This window comes from Acinetobacter sp. 24-47-67, from assembly GCF_056779735.1.
Window position 1 is genome coordinate 22930 of sequence record NZ_JBWYIK010000003.1, and the last position, 22318, is coordinate 45247.

Sequence of the window (22318 nt, forward strand, 5' to 3'; positions counted from 1 at the left end):
AAGCGCCATAAGGCGCTTTTTTATGTACGAATCAGGCATTACATAATTTTGATGCCTTGCTGACCTGCTGGTGTTACTTTGAAAATTTCAACTTCAAAAGTAATGTCCTTACCAGCAAGCGGATGGTTAAAGTCGACCTCAGTGATATCATCACCAACCGATTTAACCACACCATATAATGACTGCTTTGCTTTATCTTCAAACTCAATCATTTGACCTTCAGCAGGACGTTGCTCAAATTTAACAGTATCAAATTTTTGCACGTTCTCTTGGTTCCAAGGGCCAAAAGCATCTTCAGCAGGTAAACTTACTGTACGACGGTCACCCGCGCGTAAGCCAAATAAAGCTTTTTCAAAACCAGGCAATAAGCTGCCATCACCTATCACGAGGCTTACAGGTTCTTCGCGACTACGGGTATTATCAATTTCAACACCATTTTCAATGGCTACTGAAAAGTGTAAATGTACTTTTGAACCCGCTTCAATGCGAGTATCTTCATTTGGATTAATAAAATCAGTCATTTTGCGCTTCCGCACGTTGAATACGATGTTTCTCTAAGAAAAAAGTATCGATCAGCATTAAGATGGTACCTAAAGTAATGGCACTATCTGCAAGGTTAAAAGCAGGGAAGTGGCTATTGTTATAGTAGACATGAATAAAATCTACAACATAGCCTAAACTTACTCGATCAATAAGATTACCAATCGCCCCACCTAAGATGAGTGCGATGGCTAAAGGCAATACTTTCATGTTTTTTGGCATACGCATAATCCAAAACACAAAAATAACCGAGACAATTCCTGCAAGTGATGTAAAGAAATAACGTTGCCATCCACCGGCATCGGACAAGAAACTAAAGGCAGCGCCGTAGTTATGTAGTAATGTCCAATTTAAAAAAGGTAAAACAGGTACAGGGTCTGCATAAGTCAGATGTGTACTTGCTATCCATTTAGTCCATTGATCCAAAATAATGGCAACAATAGACAATCCTATCCACCACAAATTGTGGGGATAGAATTGGAATAAACCTTTTTTATTATTTTGTGGATTAGGCATATTTTCTCTCTTCGCCTTGACCTGTAGGGAGGTTAATAATACAACGACCACATAGTCCTGGATGTGATGGATGTGTATTCACATCAGGCAGAACATGCCAGCAACGAACGCATTTTTCGCCGTCAGCAGCAGAAACTTTCACATTCAAGCCTTCTAAGTCAGATACTTCACCTTGTGCTGCATCGAAACTATTGACTATCACTTGTGAAGTAATGAGAACGAAACGAAGTTCATCGCCTAATTTGTCTAGAACGGCTTTAAGTTCATCATTCGCCCAAAGCTCAACCTTAGCAGACAAGTTTGAACCCACAGTTTTCGCACCACGTGCCGCTTCAATGAACTTATTCACCGCAGATTTCACGTTAATTAGCGTTTGCCATTCAGCTTCAGACACAAGGTTTACTGTAGATGCCACAGGAATGTCATACCATTCAGCTGTAAACACATATTTCTCTGATTGCTCAGGGATGAGTGGCCAAGCTTCTTGTGCAGTAAAGCTCAAGATTGGTGCCATCCAACGTACGAATGCTTGTACCAAGTGATACAGCGCAGTTTGTGCAGAATGACGTGCTTGTGAGTCCGCTTTCGTAGTGTACTGACGGTCTTTGATGATGTCTAAGTAGAAACCACCCAAGTCATTAATACAGAAGTTAGTTAACGCACTTGTCACGATATGGAAGTTCATTTCTTCATACGCTTTCTTAACGGTTTCTTGAACCTCAGAGGCACGTTGTAAGATGTATTGATCAAGCGCAATCAGTTGATCGACAGGAAGCGCATCTGTTGATGGTTTGAAGCCATTCAAGTTCGCAAGTAAGAAACGAAGCGTGTTACGAATACGACGGTAACCGTCAGAGGCACGGCTAAAGATTTCTTTACCTGCGGTCATTTCATAACGGTAATCCGCAGATGCGATCCAGAAGCGTAAGCCGTCTGCACCCATATCTTTAATGATGTCTTGTGGGGTAATGATGTTACCCAACGATTTCGACATCTTACGGCCTTTCTCATCCACTACGAAGCCATGCGTCAACAAGCCTTTGTATGGCGCACGTTCATTGATCGCAATTGAGGTCAATAATGAAGATTGGAACCAACCACGGTGTTGGTCTGAACCTTCAAGGTACAAATCAGCAGGGTCTTGTAGTTCTTCACGCTCGCGAAGCACAGCATAATGTGTTGTACCTGAGTCGAACCAAACGTCTAGCGTGTCACGCACAGCATTGTATTGTTCAGCATCATCACCAATGAACTCACGTGCATCACGGTTGTACCAACCATCAATACCTTCTTGTTCAATCAGTTTTGCAACTTCTTCGATCAATTCTGGGGTACGTGGGTGCAATTCGTTGGTGTCTTTATGTACGAAGAATGGAATTGGCACGCCCCAAGTACGTTGACGTGAGATACACCAGTCAGGACGACCTTCGATCATCGCTTGAATACGGTTTTTACCCCAATCTGGTACGAAGCTGATCTCGTTTTCAATGGCATTTAGGGCATTGTTACGTAGACCTTTCGCATCCATGCTGATGAACCATTGTGGTGTCGCACGGAAGATAATTGGAGTTTTATGACGCCAGCAATGCGGGTAGCTATGCTTGATTACGACATGTGCCCAAAGCTTGGTTGCTTCAGTCAATGCTTCAATAATTTTTGGATTAGCTTTGTAGATGTGTTCGCCCGGGAAGATTGGCGATGTTGGTAAATACACCCCATTACCACCGACTGGGTTTTCAACTTTTAAGTTGTACTGTAAGCCAACTTTATAGTCGTCCACACCGTGACCCGGAGCCGTATGTACAGCACCTGTACCGCTACCATCGGTGACGTGCTCACCCAAGATCACTGGCACTTGGCGTTCAGCGATTAAAGGATGTTGAAGCAGTAAGTTTTCAAGTTTAGAACCTGTGAATTCAGCAAGCACTTCAAATGCAGTGAAACCATAACGCTGAGTCGCTGACTCAACCAATGATTTTGCAAGAATGAAGTTTTGAGGTACTTTGTCTTCGCCAGTCGCTTTCACAAGTTGATATTCGAGATCAGCATGAAGCGCAACCGCTTGGTTAGCAGGCATGGTCCAAGGTGTTGTGGTCCAAATCACGATGTCGGTACGTTCAGCAATGTCTACACTCAAACGTGCAGAAAGGTCAGCTAAATCAACAACGCTGAAACCCACATCAATTGCGTCTGATTTTTTGTCTTCGTATTCAACTTCAGCTTCAGCCAATGATGAACCACAGTCTAAACACCAGTTGACGGGTTTAAGACCTGGTTCGATATGACCTGCTTTGGCAATAGCACCCAATGAACGCACGATGTCGGCTTCTTGTTTAAAGTTCATCGTTAAGTACGGATTGTCCCAATCACCAAACACGCCCATACGCACGAAGTCTTTCTTTTGCAGTTCAACTTGTGTGTAAGCATATTCACGGCAGGCTTTACGGAATGTAGAAGCATCTACTTTTACGCCGACTTTACCGACTTTTTCTTCAACTTTAAGTTCAATTGGAAGACCATGACAGTCCCAACCTGGTACGTATGGTGCATCAAAACCATCCATTACTCGGCTTTTAATAATGATGTCTTTTAAGACTTTGTTAACCGCATGACCTAAGTGAATTTGACCATTTGCATATGGAGGGCCGTCATGAAGCACATATTTTTTCTTGCCAATACGCGACGCACGAATCTGCTGATAAATGTTGTCGGCATACCACTCTTCTAACCATTTCGCTTCACGTACTGCGAGATTTGCTTTCATCGCAAAGTCAGTACCTGGGAGGTTTAGCGTGGCTTTATAGTCCACTGCATTTTCAGGAGTTTGCTTATCGCTCATGCAAGTTGTCTTCCAATTTAATCAGTCTAAAGCTGACGCGTTTTACAAAAATTAAGGAGTATTAATAAGGAAAGTTGGGGTTGTTTCGGCGAAACTCAAGCAGTTGCTCAACATCATCATCGATCCCAGCTTTGAGTGCTTCTAGCGAAGGATAATTCTTTTCGCCATGAACAAAGTTCAAAAATGTTACCCGCATTAACAGGCCATACAGATTAGCAGAAACATCAGGGAAATGTACTTCTAATCGCCACTCTGGATGTTCCTGTTCGATGGCTGGTCGGGTGCCGACATGTCCTGCACCGAAAAGGGCTGTAGCCTCATAACCAGCAATACCTGGATATTCGGCATTTTCATTGCGAACTTTGTCTTTTAACGATTCTGTTTCACAAATCACTTCAACACCATAGATGCCATGCAAACAGGGCTTATGGCGGTTTAGACGAACATTGATAGTTGGAAAGTTAATGGTGCGACCGATTTGATCACCATATTGAACACGACCCGTAATGCTATACGGGCGACCAAGTAGCTCCGCAGCTTTTTTAAGGTCCCCTGTAGCCAAAGTTTGGCGTATTAAGGTAGAGCTAATACGCTCGCCATTCAGTTCAACGTTATTTAAATCGGTGACTTGAAAACCATAATCGCGCAAGAATTGGCTATTACCTTGTCGGTTTTTACCAAAATGATGATCTTCACCGAGTACTAGGCTTTGGGTATTCAGCTTGTATTTTAAAATATCAGCAAACTCTTCCGCACTTAAATTACGGAATGTGTCATCAAATTTGGCAACAACAATGTAGTCGATACCAAGTGCAGCCAAATGTTCCACTTTTTCACGTAATGAACTAATTCGTGGTGGTGCGTCGTAACTTTTAAAATATTCTAAAGGCTGTGGTTCAAAAATCATCACCACAGTTTTTAAATCTTGTTGTTGTGCTATGTCTTTTAATTGCTGAACCATCGCCTGATGACCCAAATGAACACCATCAAAATTGCCAATGGTGACGGCAGTTTTGGGCAATTGAAAGTTGGGCGCTAAAGCATTCAGACGGAGTAGCTTCATGGGCGAAATGGTGACTAAAATTAATTTGGGCTATATATTGCCATATTCTCACAGTTTCGTCTTGTTGTTGTGTTTTTATTCAATACTTTTCTTATTCTAGATCAAGATGCTTGAGTCATTAGATCAAAGAAACTTTTATTTCCGGATATATTTTTGTCTAATGTGTTCCATTCAATATTTAATGAGTAAGTGATGTCTGATCTAGCCCTAATTATGGCCTTAGCAAGCGAATCTAAAGGATTATTCGAAGCTGAAAATATTGCAGTACATTACAGTGGTATTGGTAAGGTCAATGCAGCATTTAAAGCTTTTGAAGTGATTCAAAAAACGGGATGCACAACTTTGCTGAATTTAGGAACAGCAGGAAGTTCGCATTTTGATGCGCATTCCTTGGTTGAAGTAACAACATTTGTACAGCGAGATATGGATGTTTCACCGCTTGGCTTTGAAGTTGGTGTTACACCGATGGATCAGGAATTTCCCGCAGCGATTAACCTAGAGCCGTATTTTCAACATCTTCCCAAGGGCATTTGTGGGACTGGCGATAGCTTTGAAACTGGTGCACCTAAGGTGCCATGTCAGTTGGTTGATATGGAAGGATATGCGCTCGCCAAAGTATGTAAGAAACTTGGCGTTCGTTTGATTTCCGTGAAATACATTACAGATGGGGCAAACGACACCGCACATTTAGATTGGGAGGAGAACTTGTTGTTGGGCGCTCAAAAATTATTGGCTTTATATCAGAGTATGGAACACTAGATTTTGAAGATTTTGGCGACCATAGAAACTATGGTCGTATGCCAGAGATCAATCTCGAAGAGATTTAGATAAACCAATTATGGTCGAGGTAAAATACCGTATAGCATCATATGGACTGTATGCTCGATGGTACGTTGATACATGGTGCGATTCCGTAAGGTTTTTCCCGTTACCATTTCAGTTTGGGTGCTAAAATCAGCATAGTTTTGTGTGATACCCCAAAGGTTAATAATTAAAACCTCAGCATCGATCTTGTCTGATATTTTGCCTTGCTCTTGCCACGTGGAAATGACTTTAGATTTGCGTTTGAAGAGTTTTTTTAATGGGCCTTTCAAAATTGGCAGGATATGTGGTGCGCCTTGGATAATTTCTAAAGCAAATAATTTTGATGCCTTATGTTGAGTACGGGAAACCTCAATCTTTTGCATGAGATATTGCGTGATCGCTTCAGCAGGCTCTAAATCAGCTTCCAACATTTGCAGTGGAGCTAACCATTTTTGCATGACAGTAGTCAGCACTTCGACATAGAGCGCTTCTTTATTTTCATAGTAATAGAAAATATTCGATTTGTGCATTTCCGCGAGTTGTGCAATTTCATCTAAGCTTGCACCACTAAAACCATACACAGAAAACACATCTAATGCAGCAGCTAAAAGCTGTTGACGTTTTTGCGTACTCTTCTTTTGTTCCATCTCGTCAGTAAATTATAAAAAGGAACCTCAAATTGTACGGTAAAACGTGCGATTTGTGCACAAGGATTAGGGCATTTGCAAAAGAATATGAAGAATAATTGTGTAGTTAAGTGATAAAACTAATAATAAGACACATGTACAATTTATTTGATAAACAAATACATATTACTCATGTGGGAAATGCTGATCGAGAATATCTTTTAATTTAATTAAAAAAAGCCATTTATCAGTACGAAAAGTGTCTAATTTTCCGACGAAAATTAGACACTTCCATTTACCTTATTCAACAATTCAGAATGTCATATTTTGTATCGCTTAAGTTGAAAGTACGGCTTCTAAAACTTGTTGTTCAAGCTCTGCAAATTTGACATTTTTTTGTCGCGGTCGTGGTAAATCTACTTTGAACTGATGTGCGATATTACCTTTATCGAGCAAAATAATACGATCTGCTAACTGAACAGCTTCACTGACATCATGTGTCACTAAGATGGTGGTGAAGCCTTGTTCTAGCCATAGTTTCTCGATTAAATTTTGCATGTCTAAACGCGTAAGCGCATCTAAAGCCCCCAAAGGTTCATCAAGTAATAGTATTCGAGGGGTATGAGACAAGGCACGTGCTAGCGCTGCTCGTTGACGTTGTCCACCTGAAAGTTGTGCAGGCCAAAGTTCAGCTTTTTCATTTAAGCCAACTTTTTCCAATAATGCTTCAGCCTTATCATGCTGGGATTTATCTAAGCCCAATTGCACATTTTTTAAAATGCTTTTCCATGGTAATAGGCGAGGATCTTGGAACATGACGCGGATGTCATCTGCGGTAATACCTTCACGAAAGTTCAGTGCAGATTTAAATTTAATCTCACCATAACTCGGTTGTTCTAAATCCGCGATTAACCGTAACAACGTACTCTTACCACAGCCACTTCGACCCACAATGGCAACAAATTCACCAGGTTCTATATGTAGGTCTAAATCCTCTAATACTTTAACTTTGCCATAGAACTTGTGCAGTTGTTCAATATTGATTTCTGCACCGATCTTTTGTGGAGCTGATCTGGCATGATCTGGAATGACATGTTCATCAGCGAGATTTGAAATACTTAAATCAGTCATACGCATTCCTATTTTTGATAGCCTGGATGCCAGCGTAATAAATATTTTTCTAAGGCAACCGCGAGTACATCCGCTAATTTACCAAGTAGGGCATACAGTAGAATCCCAACTAAAACGACATCTGTTTGTAAAAATTCACGCGCATTCATGGTCATGTAGCCAATTCCAGCTTGTGCCGAGATGGTTTCAGCCACAATTAAAAGAACCCAAACTAAACCTAGTGCGAAGCGCAAACCAACTAAAATGGAAGGAAGAGCACCTGGTAAAATAATTTCTTTGTATAACTGCCAGCGTGTTAAACCATAACTCTTGCCCATCTCGATCAGCTGAGGATCTACAGATCGGATACCGTGATACGTATTGATATAAATTGGGAAAAACACGCCAATCGCGACCAAAAATAATTTGGCAGATTCGTCAATTCCAAACCATAGAATCACCAATGGAATTAAAGCTAAAGCTGGAATATTACGGATCATTTGTAGGGTCGTGTCGAGTAACGTAGAGGCGACTTTAGATGAGCCATTTAACAACCCTAAAAATAATCCTAAGCCACCACCAATCAGCAAGCCAATCAGTGCACGTCCCGCACTGACTTGGACATGTGTCCACAGTTCACCACTGAGCAATAGATGCCAAAAAGCCAAAACCACTGCGGTTGGAGCAGGCAAGACGCGGCTTTCTAAAATGCCAGTGACTGATGCCAGTTGCCAAATCACAATAAGAAAAATGGGTACTAACCAAGGCAACAAACGTTGCCCCAGTTGTTTGGTTCCTCGAGAGAGAAAACCTTCAGCTTTAACCACCTTGGTTTTACTCAACACGATAGAATGCTTTTGAGTTTTATTTACCGCTGTTGTCATGCCGGCTCCTGAACCTGATCTCCTTTTTTATTTTCTTCAGGAGTGTAGTTATTCGCGACAATCTCACCAAAAGGTCCAGTCAGATTCGGTTGAGTCAGTTTTTTGCGTGTTTCTAATGGTAGAAGAGGGAATACCAATTCAGCAAAACGAATTGATTCTTCAAGGTGCGGATAACCCGAGAAAATAAAGGTATTAATGCCTAAATCTGCATATTCTTGGATACGTGCCGCCACAGTTTCAGGGTCACCTACTAATGCCGTGCCTGCACCCCCACGGACGAGACCTACGCCAGCCCATAAGTTTGGTGAAACTTCAAGTTTCGAGCGATCTCCATTATGAAGTTCAGCCATACGACGTTGACCAACAGAGTCCATTTGTTTAAATTTTTTCTGTGCCGCAGCGATTGTTTCATCATCAACATACTGAATTAATTCTTCAGCAGCTCTCCATGCTTCCTGGTTGGTTTCGCGGACGATGACATGTAAACGAATACCGTAATCTAGGGTGCGACCTTTAGCTGCCGCCTTAGCGCGGACATTTTCGATTTTTTCTTTAACCGCTGCTGGAGGCTCTCCCCAAGTTAAATAGGTATCTACTTGATCAGTTGCCAGTTCAACAGCATCATCAGAAGAACCACCAAACCACAATGGTGGATAAGGTTTTTGCACGGGTGGATATAATAATTTTGCATCATCCACGCTTAGACGTTCACCATGGAACGTGAAGCTTTCACCCGTATGAGAGCGTTTTAAAATTTCGCGCCAAATCGTAGTATATTCAGTCGCAGTTTTATAACGCGTTTTATGATCTTCATAGACGCCGTCACCTTTTAACTCTTGCTCATCACCACCAGTGACCAAGTTCAATAGAACACGGCCATTTGAAAGACGGTCAAAGGTTGCTGCCATACGTGCAGCCAGTGCAGGAGTGGTTACCCCTGGACGCAAAGCAACGAGAAATTTAAGATTTTTGGTGGCATCAATTAAACTTGCGGCAGTCAACCATGGATCTTCACAAGAACGACCAGTCGGGATAAGCACACCTTCATAACCTAGATTATCCACCGCCACAGCGATTTGTTTCATGTAGGCATGGTCGACAACACGTCCGCCTTTGCTTGTACCTAGGTAGCGACTATCACCATGAGTAGGAATAAACCAGAAAATTTTCATTACTTAAGTCCTTAATATGAGTTACTTACCAGTCCATACGACTTGGTTAATTTGTATCGGTTTAGGAATGATTTTGAGCTCAGCAAAGCGATCAGCCAGTTGTTGCTGATCTGCAATGACTTTCGCGGTTAAAGGTGCTGCATAAGATGGACGAGGTCGGCGCTGAACAAAGGTTTGGCTGACATTCGGCTTTAAACCTGTTGTTTTGGCAAAAATCGTTGCTGTAGTTTTTAAGTTCTTTTGAACCCATTGATCAGCAAGATTAATCTGTTCAATGACACCTGAAATCGCTTGAGGATGTTTGTCGATAAACTTGCCTGAAGCGAGATAGAACGTGTAATTCGGGCTCAGCCCTTGTCCAGTGGTCAAAACTTTTGCTTTATCTTCAAGTTCAGCAGCAGCGTAATACGGGTCCCAAATGGCCCATGCATCAACAGCACCTTTTTGAAATGCTGCGCGTGCATCAGCAGGACTTAACCAAATTGGTTTTACATCGCTCCATTGCAAACCTGCTTTTCGGACGGCTTGGACCAATAGATAATGTGAACTAGATCCACGATGTACTGCGACACGCTTGCCTTTGAGTTGTTTAAGCTGAGTAATTTTGGATTTTTGCGGCACTAAGATTGCTGAAGAAAGAGGCTTCGCCGCCTCATAAGCAATGTAATGCAAAGGTTTGTTTCCTGCTTGAGCATAAACAGGGGGGGTATCACCTGTTGCACCAATATCCACTGAACCCACTGCAAGTGCTTCTAAAATTTGAGGACCACCAGGGAACTCATTCCATGTAATTTTGGCATTGGGAAATTCTTGCTCAAACAGTTTTTGCTGTTGAGCAATCACCAAATTTACGGAAGATTTTTGGAAGCCAATGCGTAATTCTTTCACTGAGGTATCAACAGCCCATGCAGCTGAGCAACCCAACATCGCACAGGCAAATAGCATCGTTGTCATTGAATGACTTGAGGTTTTAAACCAAGTGTGTGCTGTATTTCCTGATTGATATTGAGTCATGTTCATCACCTTTTCATGTTGTTATTTGGGTGTAGGCGCAATAATTGCGGCCTGAATATTGATTTTGTTTGGAATTAACTTCTGTTGATGGAATACATCGGCAACTTTTTGCTGATGTTGAGCAACTTCAGTACTAATTGGATAAACGCCGAAGCTCATACGTCCAATTGAGGTTTGAAGAATTTTGAAATCTAGGCCTGTAGGCTTCACGAGCAGTTGAGCTGCTTCGTCTTTATTGGAAGCAATCCAATCTGATGCTTCATTAAGTTCTTGAACAACGGTTTGTATAATTTCAGGATTCTGTTCAACGAACTTACGATCAGCCATATAGAACTGGTAGTTATTGGCATGCCCTTCGCCAGAAGCGAGAACACGTGCGCCGATTTGATGCTCTGCTGCTGCAAAGAACGGATCCCAGATTACCCATGCATCGACTGCACCGCGCTCAAATGCTGCGCGAGCATCCGATGGTGGTAGGTAAACCACTTCAATATCATCAAGCGTCAAATGATTCTTTTCTAAGATCTTCAAGAGAAGATAATGAACGTTAGAACCTTTGTTTAACGCTACACGCTTACCTTTAAGTTGTTGAATATCTTTGATGTTCGAATTTTTTTGAACAATCAACGCTTCAGCGCGTGGAGTCGCAGGTTGATTTGCGACATAAACCAAATTTGAATTCGCTGCTTGGGCAAAAATAGGGGGTGCTTCACCGACTTCACCAAATGAAACACTGCCGACATTCAAACCTTCTAACAGTTGTGGTCCACCTGGGAACTCTACCCATTTCACTTGAATGTTTTGATCCTTCAAAGCGGCTTCTAATTCACCACGTTCTTTAATCACGGGCAGTAAGCCATACTTTTGATAACCGATATTTAACACTTGGGTTTTATCTTCTTTTTTTGAGTCGCAACCAGTGAGTAGCAAAGCACCTGTTAACGCAGAAGACAAAATGAGTGTTTTTTTCCAAAGATTAGCGTTAAAGCTGCTCATATTGAAAATCCTGAAAACTTAAAAATAAAAAAAATCAAAAAAATAAATGCGTCATGTAACGCGCCTAAGTTAATGAATTTTCTATTTCGTAAAAAATAAGAATTCAGGAATTCCTAATGAATAAAAAAGATAAAATTAAAAGAGAAAAAAATATCTAAAAAAATGCAAAAGGCTCAATCTAAGAATAACGATATTTTTGATTCTAAGTTTGTGAAATATATAAATATATATTAAAATATTAAATTGTGATAAGGATATGATTTGTATGAATATATCGAATGATTGTGAAGATAGTTCACCTAGGAATATCGATATATAAAAGAAAGATAAAGCAGTTCATAAGGGTGCAATAAAAAAGCCACTTTAGAGTGGCTTTTTACAAACAATTGAGTTTCTTTGGAAATTATAAAGTGCCTGACGCGCTTGTGGTAAGTCATCCACCGATGCTTTGACAAACCCTTGTTCCAAAAACCAATGTGCGGTTCGTGTCGTAAGAATAAATAACTGTTGGATATTAGACTTTTTTGCTTTCTCTTCTAAATAGTGCAAGATTTGGCTACCACGATTTGATTTGCGGTAACTTGGATGTACTGCCACACAGGCTATTTCTGCAGAACGAATTTCATTTGATTCAGTTGGTATTGGATATAATGCTGCACAAGCCAGAACCATACCGTCACGTTCAATCACAGCGAAATGATCAATTTCATTTTCCAAGCGTTCTCTAGAGCGGTATACCAAAATGCCTTCTTGTTCTAATGGGCGTAATAAACTGATTAATCCACCGACATCCTGAATCGTCGCTGTGCGGACTTCTTCATAATGTGCATCGGTGATCATCGTGCCATGCCCATCACGAGTAAATAATTCTTCGATTAATGCACCATCATGTTCATAAGATAATAAATGAACGCGGTTAACGCCATTTAAAGAGGCTTCCTTGGCATTTTGTAAATGCAATGCCAATTCATAATTTTGCTCTAAAGCAACGTCAATATGTTGATCTAGCTGATGCGGGGTCACTTCGCGCAACAACTGCTGTGGGCTTTGCATTAAACCTTGTTCGGAACCGAGAAAAATGAGTTTATCGGCACCGAGTTGGATAGCTGTTTTGGTCGCCACTTCTTCAGCAAGCAAGTTATAAACTTCACCAGTGGTTGAATAACCTGAGGGGCCAAGCAATACAATATTGTGATTGTCCAAATGTTTTTGAATCGCATCTGCATCGACTGAACGCACTTCACCGGTAAGTTGAAAATCGATACCATTACGAATGCCATAAGGTTTAGCTGTTATAAAATTACCAGATACCACATCAATGCGAGCACCATACATGGGTGAATTTGCAAGTCCCATAGACAATAAGGCTTCGATTTGTAAACGGATTGAGCCTACGGCAGACATGACCGCACCTAATGAGTCACGTGTTGTTACTCTACGATGATTATGAAAAGGACTATCTAAATTCTTCTCAGCAAGATTTGCACTGATTTGTGGTCGTGCTCCATGAACCAGAATGAGTCGAATGCCGAGAGAATGTAAAAGGGCAATATCATGAATAATATGTTGAAAATTTGGTGATTGAACTGCTTCGCCGCCAAACATTAAAACGAAGGTTTTATTACGATGGGCGTTGATATACGGCGCTGAGTTTCGGAACCAATGCACATATTGCTGTGTCATATTTTGAGTTGTATCTATTGAGTCCGATTGCATGCATGTACCGATAGAAGCGGGAAGTGGTCATCAGATTCTAAACAAAAAAATGATTTTCCACACCTGCATTAAAATAAAGACATAAAAAAGCCCAAACTGAGTTTGGGCTGAGTGCAGGGAAGATCAATTTGAGAAGATCTAGGAATAAGCTTATCCGATGATACGCACGATGCGATCTGTACGCTCATTCACTAAGACATAGTCTCCATTAATTTTGTACCACTGCTGGTTACGCGCCGCTTTAGGTAGATTCTTCGCTTGACGATCACTTAACTCAAATTTTGAAGAGTTGAATTGACGTGGTAACTGTTGACCTACTCGCCATTGACGGCTTGGATTTACATTTTGGAAGCCACGATTTTGTTCATAGCGGTCATGTTGATATTTCCCAGGCTGACCTTTATTCCAATGCGCTGGTGGTGGAGTTGGTTTTGAATAGTGACGACCATCGTCATGTGGACCAGCCATCGCAGATGTTGCCAATAAACCACTCATTGCTAATGTAAGTACTGATACTAACTTTTTCATGTGGGATACCTCTAACTTTGTTATTTATCCGATATCGCTAAAGTACAAAATGATTTGAGATAAACCGTGGAGAGATATAGTCAATTTGTGAAATGTATGAAGAAGTGATGAAGATGAATGATTAGGATTGAACTCAACAAAAAACCCGACATGAAGTCGGGTCGATTTAAACGTCAAAATTAATCTTGCTGGATTTTCAAAATGCTATTGCTGTTTGAATCCACCAGAATAAAGTCATTATTCACTTTGTACCATTGTTGGTTTTTACCAGGTTTTGGTAGGTTATGATCTTTATATTCGGTTTTATAACTATTGCCACGATAGTGTTGAGGCATGACATAGCCAGTTTGCCATTTATGTTGACGTAAACGTTTTACGCCACGCTCTTCTCTGTTTTTACGACGATCTTGGAACTCTTGATCTGATGAAGCATCATATTGAGTACGTTTCTCAAATCCTTTACCACGTTCACGTGAACCTTTATCTTGGTAGTCATCAGAGTAAGGAGCAGCATTGGCAATATTTGCTGTAAATATTGCACTTAAAGATAATGTCAAAACTGTCATAATCTTTTTCATATTCCGCCCTCGTTGACCTTATAAATTGGGGTTCACACTAATGTACTGAAAAAATGCAGAGAAACTGTGAAGATAGAATGTAATTTAGATTAAAAATAACGAGATAATAAGAACATATTTTAATAGGAATGAAAATAGAAACCGATGCTTTAGCTGAGCAATCAATGCTTTGAGCAATTTTAAATTTTGAATCCTAATATGATTTTTAAATTGTAAATATTTTAATAACACAGAAGATGATTTTCTTTTAAATAAGAAAAGTCATCTGATCTGTTTCATCTCAGTGCCACTGATTATGATATTCCTGCAATTGTTGAATAGCTTCGATAATGATCCACGCAGTTTCGGCATGATCTAAACCTTGAACTAATGAAGCATCCAACTGTAACTGTTCGATCGTTTGGATCGTTGATAATTTTCGAGCTTGGTCTGCCATATTATTTCCTTATAAAAGTGTTGAATTTCATGGCATTGATCATAGTTAAAATTTATAAATATAAAAAACCGAATATTTTTCTCAATTTAATCTGATTATTCGATTAATGTTCGAATCAAATGCTTAGAAGACAGCATAATTTTTTATATCGATAAACTTAGCGTATGTATAGACTTTTGTTATAGTAAGAACAATTTTAAAGCAACACTAGGAATAGGTTATGTCTGTCGCTCCGCGTATTGGGATTTTAGGTGCTGGTGGCCGTATGGGTCGTACATTGATTCAAGCAGTTCAAGATGCTGGTTATCAATTAGCAGCAGCGGTAGAGCGTCCAGGCAGTAGCCTTATTGGCGCGGATGCAGGCGAATTAGCGGGTATTGGTACACTTGGTGTGAAAGTCGTGGGTGATATCCAAGATGTTTTAAATGATTGCGATGTATTTATTGATTTTACTGCACCAGTTGCAACTGAACAGCATTTGAAACTGTGCCGTGAGGCTGGTGTTGCATTAGTGATCGGTACGACGGGAATGAACGATGAGCAAAAAGCATTTTTAGATGAAAGTGCAACGATTGCTCCTGTAGTGTACGCAGCAAACTACTCCGTAGGCGTGAATGTATCCATTAAACTTTTAGAATTAGCATCTAAAGTCTTTGGTGACAGTGTCGATATTGAAGTGATCGAAGCACATCATCGTCATAAAGTTGATGCGCCATCAGGTACTGCTTTAATGATGGGTGAGGCGATTGCTGATGCATTAGGTCGTGATTTGAAGCAAGATGCTGTGTATCACCGTGAAGGGCATACTGGTCCTCGTGAACGTCAAAGTATTGGTTTCCAAACCATTCGTGGTGGCGATATTGTGGGTGAACATACGGTAATGTTTATTGGTGAAGGTGAACGTGTAGAAATCACACATAAAGCCACGAATCGCATGAATTTTGCTGCAGGTGCAGTACGTGCCGCTGCTTGGGTTGTCGGTAAAGCACCGAAAAAATATGACATGAAAGACGTTTTAGGCTTCAACGATATCAAAGTTTAAGTTTAAAAATACTGCGTGATCATCTAAATAATAATGTTAAATATGAAGAATAAAAATGAAGAAAATTTCTATGATCTGCTTGCTTGTCAGTGCCATTGGCCTGACAAGCCAAGTTCAAGCCAATGAAGCCTCTCGACTCACCATTAACAAAAACAATATTAAAGTGTGGACGATGCAAAATCCTGATCATCCTGTGTTGTCCTATCGTGCTGAAACAGTAGTGGATGCTTCACTCGAAAGAGCAGTTGCAATAGTTTTGGATGTGGAAAATGCAAAATCATGGGTACCCAATGTCGGTTCAGCACAGGTGATTTCTCAAGATTTGAAGCAAGGGGAATTTAAACTCTACATGGTGTTAGATTTTCCATTTCCTTTGAAAGATCGAGACCTGATTGTGCAAGGGAAAATGTATAAGGATTCAAAAGGTATTGTTCATATTAAGAATAAAGCTTCGCAAACGGGAAAATCGAAGAATCCTCAGTATATTCGCCTGCAACACTATGTTGGAGACTGGAGCTTTGAACAGATTGGACCGAATAAGGTGAAGGTCAGCACTTCAGGATATGCGGATCCAGAAGGTGCAATTCCACAAAGTGTGACCAATATGTTTGTACAACAGCAGCCTTATCAAATGTTGCAAAAAATGAAAACTGAATTAGCAAAATCTCAATCTGCGCAGATATCGTTACCAGATATTTTGAAATAATGACGTTACATCAGTCATTTAATCATTTTTCAAAGTGTAAGCTGTAAATTGCTTTAACTCTACTGCTTGAGGCAAATGAAAACTCAAAATTGGTTGCTTAGTCTTAGACGTCTGATCCAATAGAAAAACTTGATAGATTTGTTTTTTGGAATCATCACATTGAAAATTTAAATTTTTTTGTGTGGGGCTATTGAGCTTGACTGCATGATCAGAAGACACGGTGTAGAGGTAAATTTTCTGCTGATCTGGAGATTCAATACTTTTTGTAAAACGATAATGACTGTTGTGCGTCACTTTTAAGAATCCATCAATTAACGATGTACAAATAAATTTTTGCTCAAGTGCAGCTTGTTCGATCGCATGCTCTGGTTGGCAAGCTGTCAAAAGTGTTACCAAGGGTAATATCAAATATAATTTATCGTTGTTCATGTGGCCTCCTGTGTTTTTTTAGCTGTAAGACCATCATAAATTTGCTAGGTTTATAGATACAGATACACACATTTTATAAAAATGAGCACAGTTCATGTTTCAGTATCAAATCTTAGCCAAACATATCAAACAGAAAATTCTGAGTGGAGAACTGTGTTCAGGACAGAAGCTCATTTCCCTTCGGCAATTTTCAGCATTACATGCCGTCAGTTTAAATACAGCAAAAAATTGTTATACATTATTGGAATCGGAAGGGCTCATTACTGTTAAAAATAAATCGGGTTATTTTGTTCAACATTTGAAATCCAGAAACGATTCGCCAGTATTGCCTTATCATCATGAATTTGAAGCTGAAGCAAAGGATATCAGTAACTTAGATTTGCAAATTGAAATACAGGAGTCTTCAATCAATAACCGATCAATTCATTTAGGTGCAGTACAAATCTCTCCAAATCACGTGCCTGTAGATGCAATCCGAAAGTCAATTCAACGTGCTTTAAAACACAGTCAACCAGAAGATTTCCTTTACAGTAATCGACAAGGGCATTTGAGATTGAGACAAGCTTTATCAGACCATTGGGCTGAAGATGGTTTTTATATCAATCCAGACGAGACTTATATCACCAATGGCTGTATGGCTGCGTTATCACTCGTGGTTCAGCTCTTGACCAAGGAAGGGGATGGCATTGTGATTCCAACCCCAAATTTTAATGGTCAATTACAGTTGTTAGGGACACTGAAACGCAAGTTGATTGAGATACCTGCAAATGTGGATGGTTTTGATTTAGAACGCTTAGAAAGAGCAATGCAGCACCCCGATACCAAAGCCTGTCTATTGACTGTGAATTATCAAAATCCACTAGGATTTGAGCTTTCAAATCATGATAAACAGAAAATTGTGCAATTGGCTGAACAATATCAATGTTATGTGATTGAAGATGATATTTATGCTGAATGTAGTTTTAATTTACAGCGACCTTTACCGATCAAACATTGGGATGAAGCAGGCTATGTCATTTTATGCAGTTCAATATCAAAATCATTGTCGAGTGCATATCGAGTAGGTTGGTTTTGTTTACCGCCGAGGCTTAAATATTTGCATCGTCAAATTGTCATTCAAAATGTCAGTGTGAATACACCTTTGCAATTGGCTTTGGCTGACCTGATGTATAGTAGAGCCTATCGTGAGCATCTACTCCGATTAAAACCAAAATTAAATCATCAAGTTGATGCATATCGAAAAACGATATTAAACGCTTTTCACGGGATCGACATTGGGTTAAGTCAGCCGGATGGTGGTTATGTTTTATGGCTGCAATTGCCGACACATATTGATGGTTTAGAACTCTATTATGCTGCACGTCAACATGGTATTAACATTGTTCCCGGTGATGTTTTTGGAGAAGAACGCCGTTATAAAAATTATATTCGCTTAAATGCAGGGCATGAACTAACTCATGAAATTCATGACTCCATCGTGTTTTTAGCGGATTGGGTGAAACAAAAAATGAGGTCATCATCCCAAGCACCTTCTTAAAAAGATTATGGCGCTAAACTAAGCTTTTTAAAGCAGTGATTTTCATGATCATCAACCATTCCTACCGCTTGCAGATAAGAATAGATAATGGTTGGACCCACGAATTTAAAACCATTCTTTTTTAGAGTTTTAGACAGTTGCAGGCTTAATTCGCTTTGTGTTGGTGCTAAGCGATAGTCTTGCACAGAATGAACTTTGGGTTGATGCCCTACAAAACTCCATAACCATTTGACCATATCAGGCATGATTTGGCGCATATTCAACCATGCTCGAGCATTATCTCGAATCGCCTTTAGTTTACCTAAATGACGAATTATGCCCGGATCTTGTGCTATTTCGATTAAATGTTCATCTGTAAAAGTCGCAATTTCTTCAATGGTGTATTGAAAGAAATGATGTCGATATCGCTCGCGTTTTTTTAAAACAATAATCCAAGCGAGTCCTGCTTGCTGACCTTCTAAACAGAGCATTTCAAATAAGGTGTGTTCATCATATACAGGAACACCCCATTCTTGATCGTGATAATCAATATAAATCTGCTCATCGGAGCACCAGCCACAGCGTTGAATCGTCATGCGAATGCTCCGAAGTGATCAAATGGTAAAAGCAACCCACTGATCGTTTTGATTGTCCCAAAAGAACAACTCTGCTTGCTCTAAATCCGAAAAATTAATCCAGAAATCTTTACCTGCTTTATCTGCAAACCCAGTGCTAATCAACAGAGCTTCTTCGGTAATTTCCATAATCCAGCCCTGATGGCTTTGTCCATTTAAGACAATACGTTGTTGATTGCCAGATTCTGCAAATTCAACTAGACGATTAATCAAGGCTTCTGACATGAAAACTTCCTAATAATAAAAACTTTAATTTAATGTAAATAAGGGTATGGATTGACAGGGCCTCGACCGCGACCATCTAAGTAAATTCCATAATGTAAATGAGGGGCAGTATGTCGAGCATTACCCGTATTGCCGACATAACCAATATGGTCACCTCGTCGCACGAAGTCACCCTCATTGAGACCTTTTTTATGCTGATCTAAATGCGCATAATAATGCCAAGAACCAGCGGGTCCTAAAATCCAAATGACTTTCCCACCCAGCTTATTATCGCGCATACTGCGAACAATTCCATCAGTTGCACTATAAACTTTTGTACCACGAGCCGCCAAGATATCAATGCCTTCATGTGTTCGACCGTGACTTCGTGATGCACCCCAAGTGTCAGTGAGTTGTCTCGCTTTTACACCTTGTACTGGGATAGGTAATTTGCGGTCCAAAGGAAGCATATGTAAGCGAGCAACGAGGGTTGGGTCAAGCGGCGTTTGTTTTGGAGGTTGGCTACTGCAGGCAACAAGTAAAATAGCTACACTTAGGATGATGTAATGTCGCAAATACTTAGTCACTCCAACTCCTTGATTGATACAGCCACACTTATTTGAATCGACTATGTCACAATTTCACGGCTGAGATCAATTTTTTCATCGCAGTTGGAATGCCCATTTCTGTTACAACTTGTGGAGCGAGCCATTCACCTCCTAATTCTGTTTGGAGGTATTCCATCTGGTCGAGATCAACATGGAAAATATGTGCATTCAGTAACCAGGTAAAGTGGGTGAAACTGTGTGAAATTTGAGTTGGTAATTGATTACTCACCAAACCATATTGCTGAGTCAATTGACTAAATTCTGAAGTTTCATCAATGATGGGTAAGGTCCATAAACCACCCCATAAGCCTGAATGCGGACGTTGTTGCCATAACCATGTATTTTCAGTACTTCGCAGTAATAAAACATCCGCAGTCTTTATAGGCACTGCTTTTTTTGGCTTTTTAAATGGTAACTCTTGTGTCAGACCCTGCTTTAAAGCTTGGCATTCTGACTGCATTGGACAGTACAGGCAAAGTGGTTTTTTAGGAGTACAAATTGTTGCACCCAAATCCATAATGGCTTGCGTGTAATCATGGTTGCGTTGTTCAGGACAGAGTTGCTCGGCTAATTCCCACATTGCACGTTCATGGACAGGCTTTGATAAATCATCTTCAATGGCAAAGAAACGTGCTAAAACACGCTTAACATTTCCATCCATTATCACGCCGTATTTGCGTAATCCAAGTGACATCAATGCACCAGCAGTTGATCTACCTATTCCTGGCAGAGCCATCCAAGCTTCTAAAGTCTCTGGAAAATGTCCATTTTGACTTACGATTGTGGCTGCTTTATGCAGGTTGCGAGCACGCGCATAATAGCCTAGACCTGCCCAGTAAGGAGCAACTTCATCCCAAGTAGCACGACCTAAATCGGTGACCGTCGGAAAGCGCTCAATAAAACGATCATAGTATTTCAGAACAGTTTTCACTTGGGTTTGCTGCAACATAATTTCAGAGACCCAAACTTTGTAAGGATCATCTGCGACTTGCCATGGCAGGTCATGTCGACCATGTACATCAAACCAATCAAGTAACGCAGTTGAAAAAGAAAACATGAAAATACCATTAATATAATCTGTGCTCAGTATAACCAATCTAGGCAAAGACCTTTTAAAAAAGCATGAAAAAAGGCGCATATTGCGCCTTTTTGGAAAATCAACATTACTCTTGAATAATGCCCCAACGACTATCTAATTTAAGCGGTTGGTTTTTGTAACGAGGAATAATATGGATGTGTAAATGTTCCGACTCTTCATCGCCAAAAACTTTGCCATCATTAAAAGCGATATGAAAGCCTTCCGGATGATGACGGATTTTTAACTCGTTACGTGCCAGTTCTAACAGCGACTGTAAACTTTTACGCTCTTTATCGGTAATTTCAAAAAAAGAACTCACATGACGTAAAGGAATAATAACGGAATGTCCTTTAGTCAACGGCTGATGTTCTGGCAAAATCACACCGAATTCATTTTTATCAATCACATCATATTCATCGTGATTGCAATAAGTACATTGTTCACTCATCCTTACATTCCTCTTATATTTTATCTTCTTTCTTCAATAATCTTAGCGCTAATAAACTTTGAAAGTATATTAATCTAAGTGACGCGACAGTAACTCATACATCGCAGCTAAGCTTTTTTCCTCAGCTTCAGCGTTATAACCGAGATCTACACCATTGGCTTTTGCCCGTTCATCAGCTTGTGGATTGCTAAAACCGTGTTTTGCATCCTCAAAGATAATGACTTCATGTGGCACCTGAGCTGCAAACATTTCTTCTTTAAATTGTGCCACATCATCTAGCGTGACCATGCTATCTAGCTCACCATGTAAAACCAGAATCTCAGCTTTAACTTGACCTTGTTGAGCAGGTGTTTGCGCAGATAAATTAGCATGGAAAGTAGCAACTGCTTTTAAATTCGCCCCAGATCGAGCAAGATCTAAGACAACTTTTCCACCGTAACAAAAACCAATAGCAGCTAATCGAGTTGCGTCAACTTCAGGCTGTGCAGATAAAGTGTCTAACGCAGCTGTAGCGCGTTGTACAATCGTTTCAGGCTGTGCGAAAGTTTGCATCATCCACTCATTTGCTTGAGAAGCTTCAGGGGTTACCTTTTTGTCGCCGTACATATCAATGGCAAAAGCAGCATATCCTTGTTCTGCAAGTTCTCGAGCACGTTGTTCTGTATATTCATTACGACCCCACCACTCTGGGGCTACAATAATACCCGCAGCTCCTGAAGAGTTTTCAGGTGCGGCAAAATAACCAATCAATTGTGTACCATCTGCCGCTTTATACTGAATTTCTCTTGTTTGAATTGCTGAAGTCATTATTGAAAGTCCTTTCGTTTATG

Annotated in this window: 25 protein-coding genes; 4 read left to right on the plus strand and 21 right to left on the minus strand. The window is 40.3% G+C overall.

From position 1 onward, the window contains the following. Positions 1-38 precede the first annotated feature (38 nt). From AC1M9K_RS05650 to ribF, 4 genes are all read right to left on the minus strand, one after another. Positions 39-521: an FKBP-type peptidyl-prolyl cis-trans isomerase gene (locus tag AC1M9K_RS05650; RefSeq protein ID WP_035270560.1), complete on the minus strand. Its 483-nt coding sequence runs from the start codon at positions 519-521 to the stop codon at positions 39-41. Further along, a complete protein-coding gene (gene lspA, locus AC1M9K_RS05655) occupies positions 514-1056 on the minus strand; it encodes a signal peptidase II (protein WP_035270556.1) in 543 nt (180 codons plus the stop codon). Before lspA ends, AC1M9K_RS05650 begins: the two co-directional genes overlap by 8 nt. Next, on the minus strand, positions 1049-3895 hold the full coding sequence (gene ileS, locus AC1M9K_RS05660) for an isoleucine--tRNA ligase (RefSeq protein ID WP_481588751.1): 2847 nt from the start codon (positions 3893-3895) through the stop codon (positions 1049-1051). The genes lspA and ileS overlap by 8 nt, the downstream gene beginning before the upstream one ends. A 61-nt stretch (positions 3896-3956) precedes the next feature. Further along, entirely contained in the window at positions 3957-4958 is a 1002-nt protein-coding gene (ribF, locus tag AC1M9K_RS05665) for a riboflavin biosynthesis protein RibF (RefSeq protein ID WP_481588752.1), read from the minus strand. Positions 4959-5147: 189 nt separating this feature from the next. On the opposite strand from ribF, the gene AC1M9K_RS05670 reads away from it, so the two are divergent. After that, positions 5148-5717, plus strand: a complete 570-nt coding sequence (locus AC1M9K_RS05670) for a 5'-methylthioadenosine/S-adenosylhomocysteine nucleosidase family protein (RefSeq protein WP_481588753.1) — start codon at positions 5148-5150, stop codon at positions 5715-5717. 77 nt (positions 5718-5794) lie between these two features. Here AC1M9K_RS05670 and AC1M9K_RS05675 read toward each other — a convergent pair whose 3' ends face one another. The 10 genes from AC1M9K_RS05675 to AC1M9K_RS05720 all read right to left on the minus strand — a co-directional run bounded on the left by AC1M9K_RS05675 (position 5795) and on the right by AC1M9K_RS05720 (position 14822). Next, a complete protein-coding gene (locus AC1M9K_RS05675; protein ID WP_035264923.1) occupies positions 5795-6409 on the minus strand; it encodes a TetR/AcrR family transcriptional regulator in 615 nt (204 codons plus the stop codon). Positions 6410-6724: 315 nt separating this feature from the next. After that, positions 6725-7519 (minus strand): ABC transporter ATP-binding protein, encoded by a 795-nt coding sequence (locus AC1M9K_RS05680; protein WP_481588754.1) that lies wholly within the window; start codon positions 7517-7519, stop codon positions 6725-6727. 8 nt (positions 7520-7527) lie between these two features. Further along, positions 7528-8325 (minus strand): aliphatic sulfonate ABC transporter permease SsuC, encoded by a 798-nt coding sequence (gene ssuC / locus AC1M9K_RS05685; RefSeq protein WP_180000343.1) that lies wholly within the window; start codon positions 8323-8325, stop codon positions 7528-7530. A gap of 53 nt (positions 8326-8378) precedes the next feature. Beyond that, positions 8379-9554 (minus strand): FMNH2-dependent alkanesulfonate monooxygenase, encoded by a 1176-nt coding sequence (ssuD, locus tag AC1M9K_RS05690; protein ID WP_481588755.1) that lies wholly within the window; start codon positions 9552-9554, stop codon positions 8379-8381. Between the two features lie 21 nt (positions 9555-9575). Next, positions 9576-10508 (minus strand): sulfonate ABC transporter substrate-binding protein, encoded by a 933-nt coding sequence (locus AC1M9K_RS05695; protein WP_481588846.1) that lies wholly within the window; start codon positions 10506-10508, stop codon positions 9576-9578. Between the two features lie 81 nt (positions 10509-10589). Further along, positions 10590-11564 (minus strand): sulfonate ABC transporter substrate-binding protein, encoded by a 975-nt coding sequence (locus tag AC1M9K_RS05700; protein ID WP_481588756.1) that lies wholly within the window; start codon positions 11562-11564, stop codon positions 10590-10592. A gap of 363 nt (positions 11565-11927) precedes the next feature. Beyond that, positions 11928-13280: an amino-acid N-acetyltransferase gene (gene argA / locus AC1M9K_RS05705; RefSeq protein ID WP_035264904.1), complete on the minus strand. Its 1353-nt coding sequence runs from the start codon at positions 13278-13280 to the stop codon at positions 11928-11930. A gap of 150 nt (positions 13281-13430) precedes the next feature. After that, positions 13431-13808, minus strand: coding sequence for an RcnB family protein (locus tag AC1M9K_RS05710; RefSeq protein WP_035264902.1), 378 nt, complete (start codon positions 13806-13808; stop codon positions 13431-13433). 179 nt (positions 13809-13987) lie between these two features. After that, positions 13988-14386: an RcnB family protein gene (locus AC1M9K_RS05715; protein WP_092766593.1), complete on the minus strand. Its 399-nt coding sequence runs from the start codon at positions 14384-14386 to the stop codon at positions 13988-13990. A 280-nt stretch (positions 14387-14666) separates the two neighbouring features. Next, positions 14667-14822 carry a hypothetical protein gene (locus tag AC1M9K_RS05720; RefSeq protein ID WP_171076739.1) on the minus strand — a complete coding sequence of 52 codons (156 nt, stop codon included), beginning with the start codon at positions 14820-14822 and terminating at the stop codon, positions 14667-14669. Positions 14823-15042: 220 nt separating this feature from the next. On the opposite strand from AC1M9K_RS05720, the gene dapB reads away from it, so the two are divergent. Next, entirely contained in the window at positions 15043-15864 is an 822-nt protein-coding gene (dapB, locus tag AC1M9K_RS05725) for a 4-hydroxy-tetrahydrodipicolinate reductase (RefSeq protein WP_035264896.1), read from the plus strand. Positions 15865-15919: 55 nt separating this feature from the next. Next, positions 15920-16570: an START domain-containing protein gene (locus tag AC1M9K_RS05730; RefSeq protein ID WP_092766592.1), complete on the plus strand. Its 651-nt coding sequence runs from the start codon at positions 15920-15922 to the stop codon at positions 16568-16570. Between the two features lie 18 nt (positions 16571-16588). On the opposite strand, the gene AC1M9K_RS05735 is transcribed toward AC1M9K_RS05730, so the two are convergent. Beyond that, positions 16589-16999, minus strand: a complete 411-nt coding sequence (locus tag AC1M9K_RS05735; protein ID WP_481588757.1) for a hypothetical protein — start codon at positions 16997-16999, stop codon at positions 16589-16591. 94 nt (positions 17000-17093) lie between these two features. On the opposite strand from AC1M9K_RS05735, the gene AC1M9K_RS05740 reads away from it, so the two are divergent. After that, positions 17094-18536 (plus strand): aminotransferase-like domain-containing protein, encoded by a 1443-nt coding sequence (locus AC1M9K_RS05740; protein WP_035264885.1) that lies wholly within the window; start codon positions 17094-17096, stop codon positions 18534-18536. A 5-nt stretch (positions 18537-18541) separates the two neighbouring features. On the opposite strand, the gene AC1M9K_RS05745 is transcribed toward AC1M9K_RS05740, so the two are convergent. The 6 genes from AC1M9K_RS05745 to AC1M9K_RS05770 all read right to left on the minus strand — a co-directional run bounded on the left by AC1M9K_RS05745 (position 18542) and on the right by AC1M9K_RS05770 (position 22295). After that, positions 18542-19111: a DNA-3-methyladenine glycosylase I gene (locus AC1M9K_RS05745; RefSeq protein ID WP_481588758.1), complete on the minus strand. Its 570-nt coding sequence runs from the start codon at positions 19109-19111 to the stop codon at positions 18542-18544. An 18-nt stretch (positions 19112-19129) separates the two neighbouring features. Next, positions 19130-19375 carry a hypothetical protein gene (locus AC1M9K_RS05750; RefSeq protein WP_035264881.1) on the minus strand — a complete coding sequence of 82 codons (246 nt, stop codon included), beginning with the start codon at positions 19373-19375 and terminating at the stop codon, positions 19130-19132. A gap of 29 nt (positions 19376-19404) precedes the next feature. Continuing rightward, a complete protein-coding gene (locus AC1M9K_RS05755; RefSeq protein WP_481588847.1) occupies positions 19405-19929 on the minus strand; it encodes a M23 family metallopeptidase in 525 nt (174 codons plus the stop codon). Between the two features lie 58 nt (positions 19930-19987). Further along, positions 19988-21019, minus strand: a complete 1032-nt coding sequence (gene mutY / locus AC1M9K_RS05760) for an A/G-specific adenine glycosylase (protein ID WP_035264874.1) — start codon at positions 21017-21019, stop codon at positions 19988-19990. Between the two features lie 106 nt (positions 21020-21125). Beyond that, positions 21126-21512, minus strand: a complete 387-nt coding sequence (locus tag AC1M9K_RS05765) for an HIT family protein (RefSeq protein WP_481586965.1) — start codon at positions 21510-21512, stop codon at positions 21126-21128. 45 nt (positions 21513-21557) lie between these two features. Beyond that, positions 21558-22295 (minus strand): dienelactone hydrolase family protein, encoded by a 738-nt coding sequence (locus tag AC1M9K_RS05770; protein WP_481588759.1) that lies wholly within the window; start codon positions 22293-22295, stop codon positions 21558-21560. Between the last annotated feature and the right edge of the window lie 23 nt (positions 22296-22318).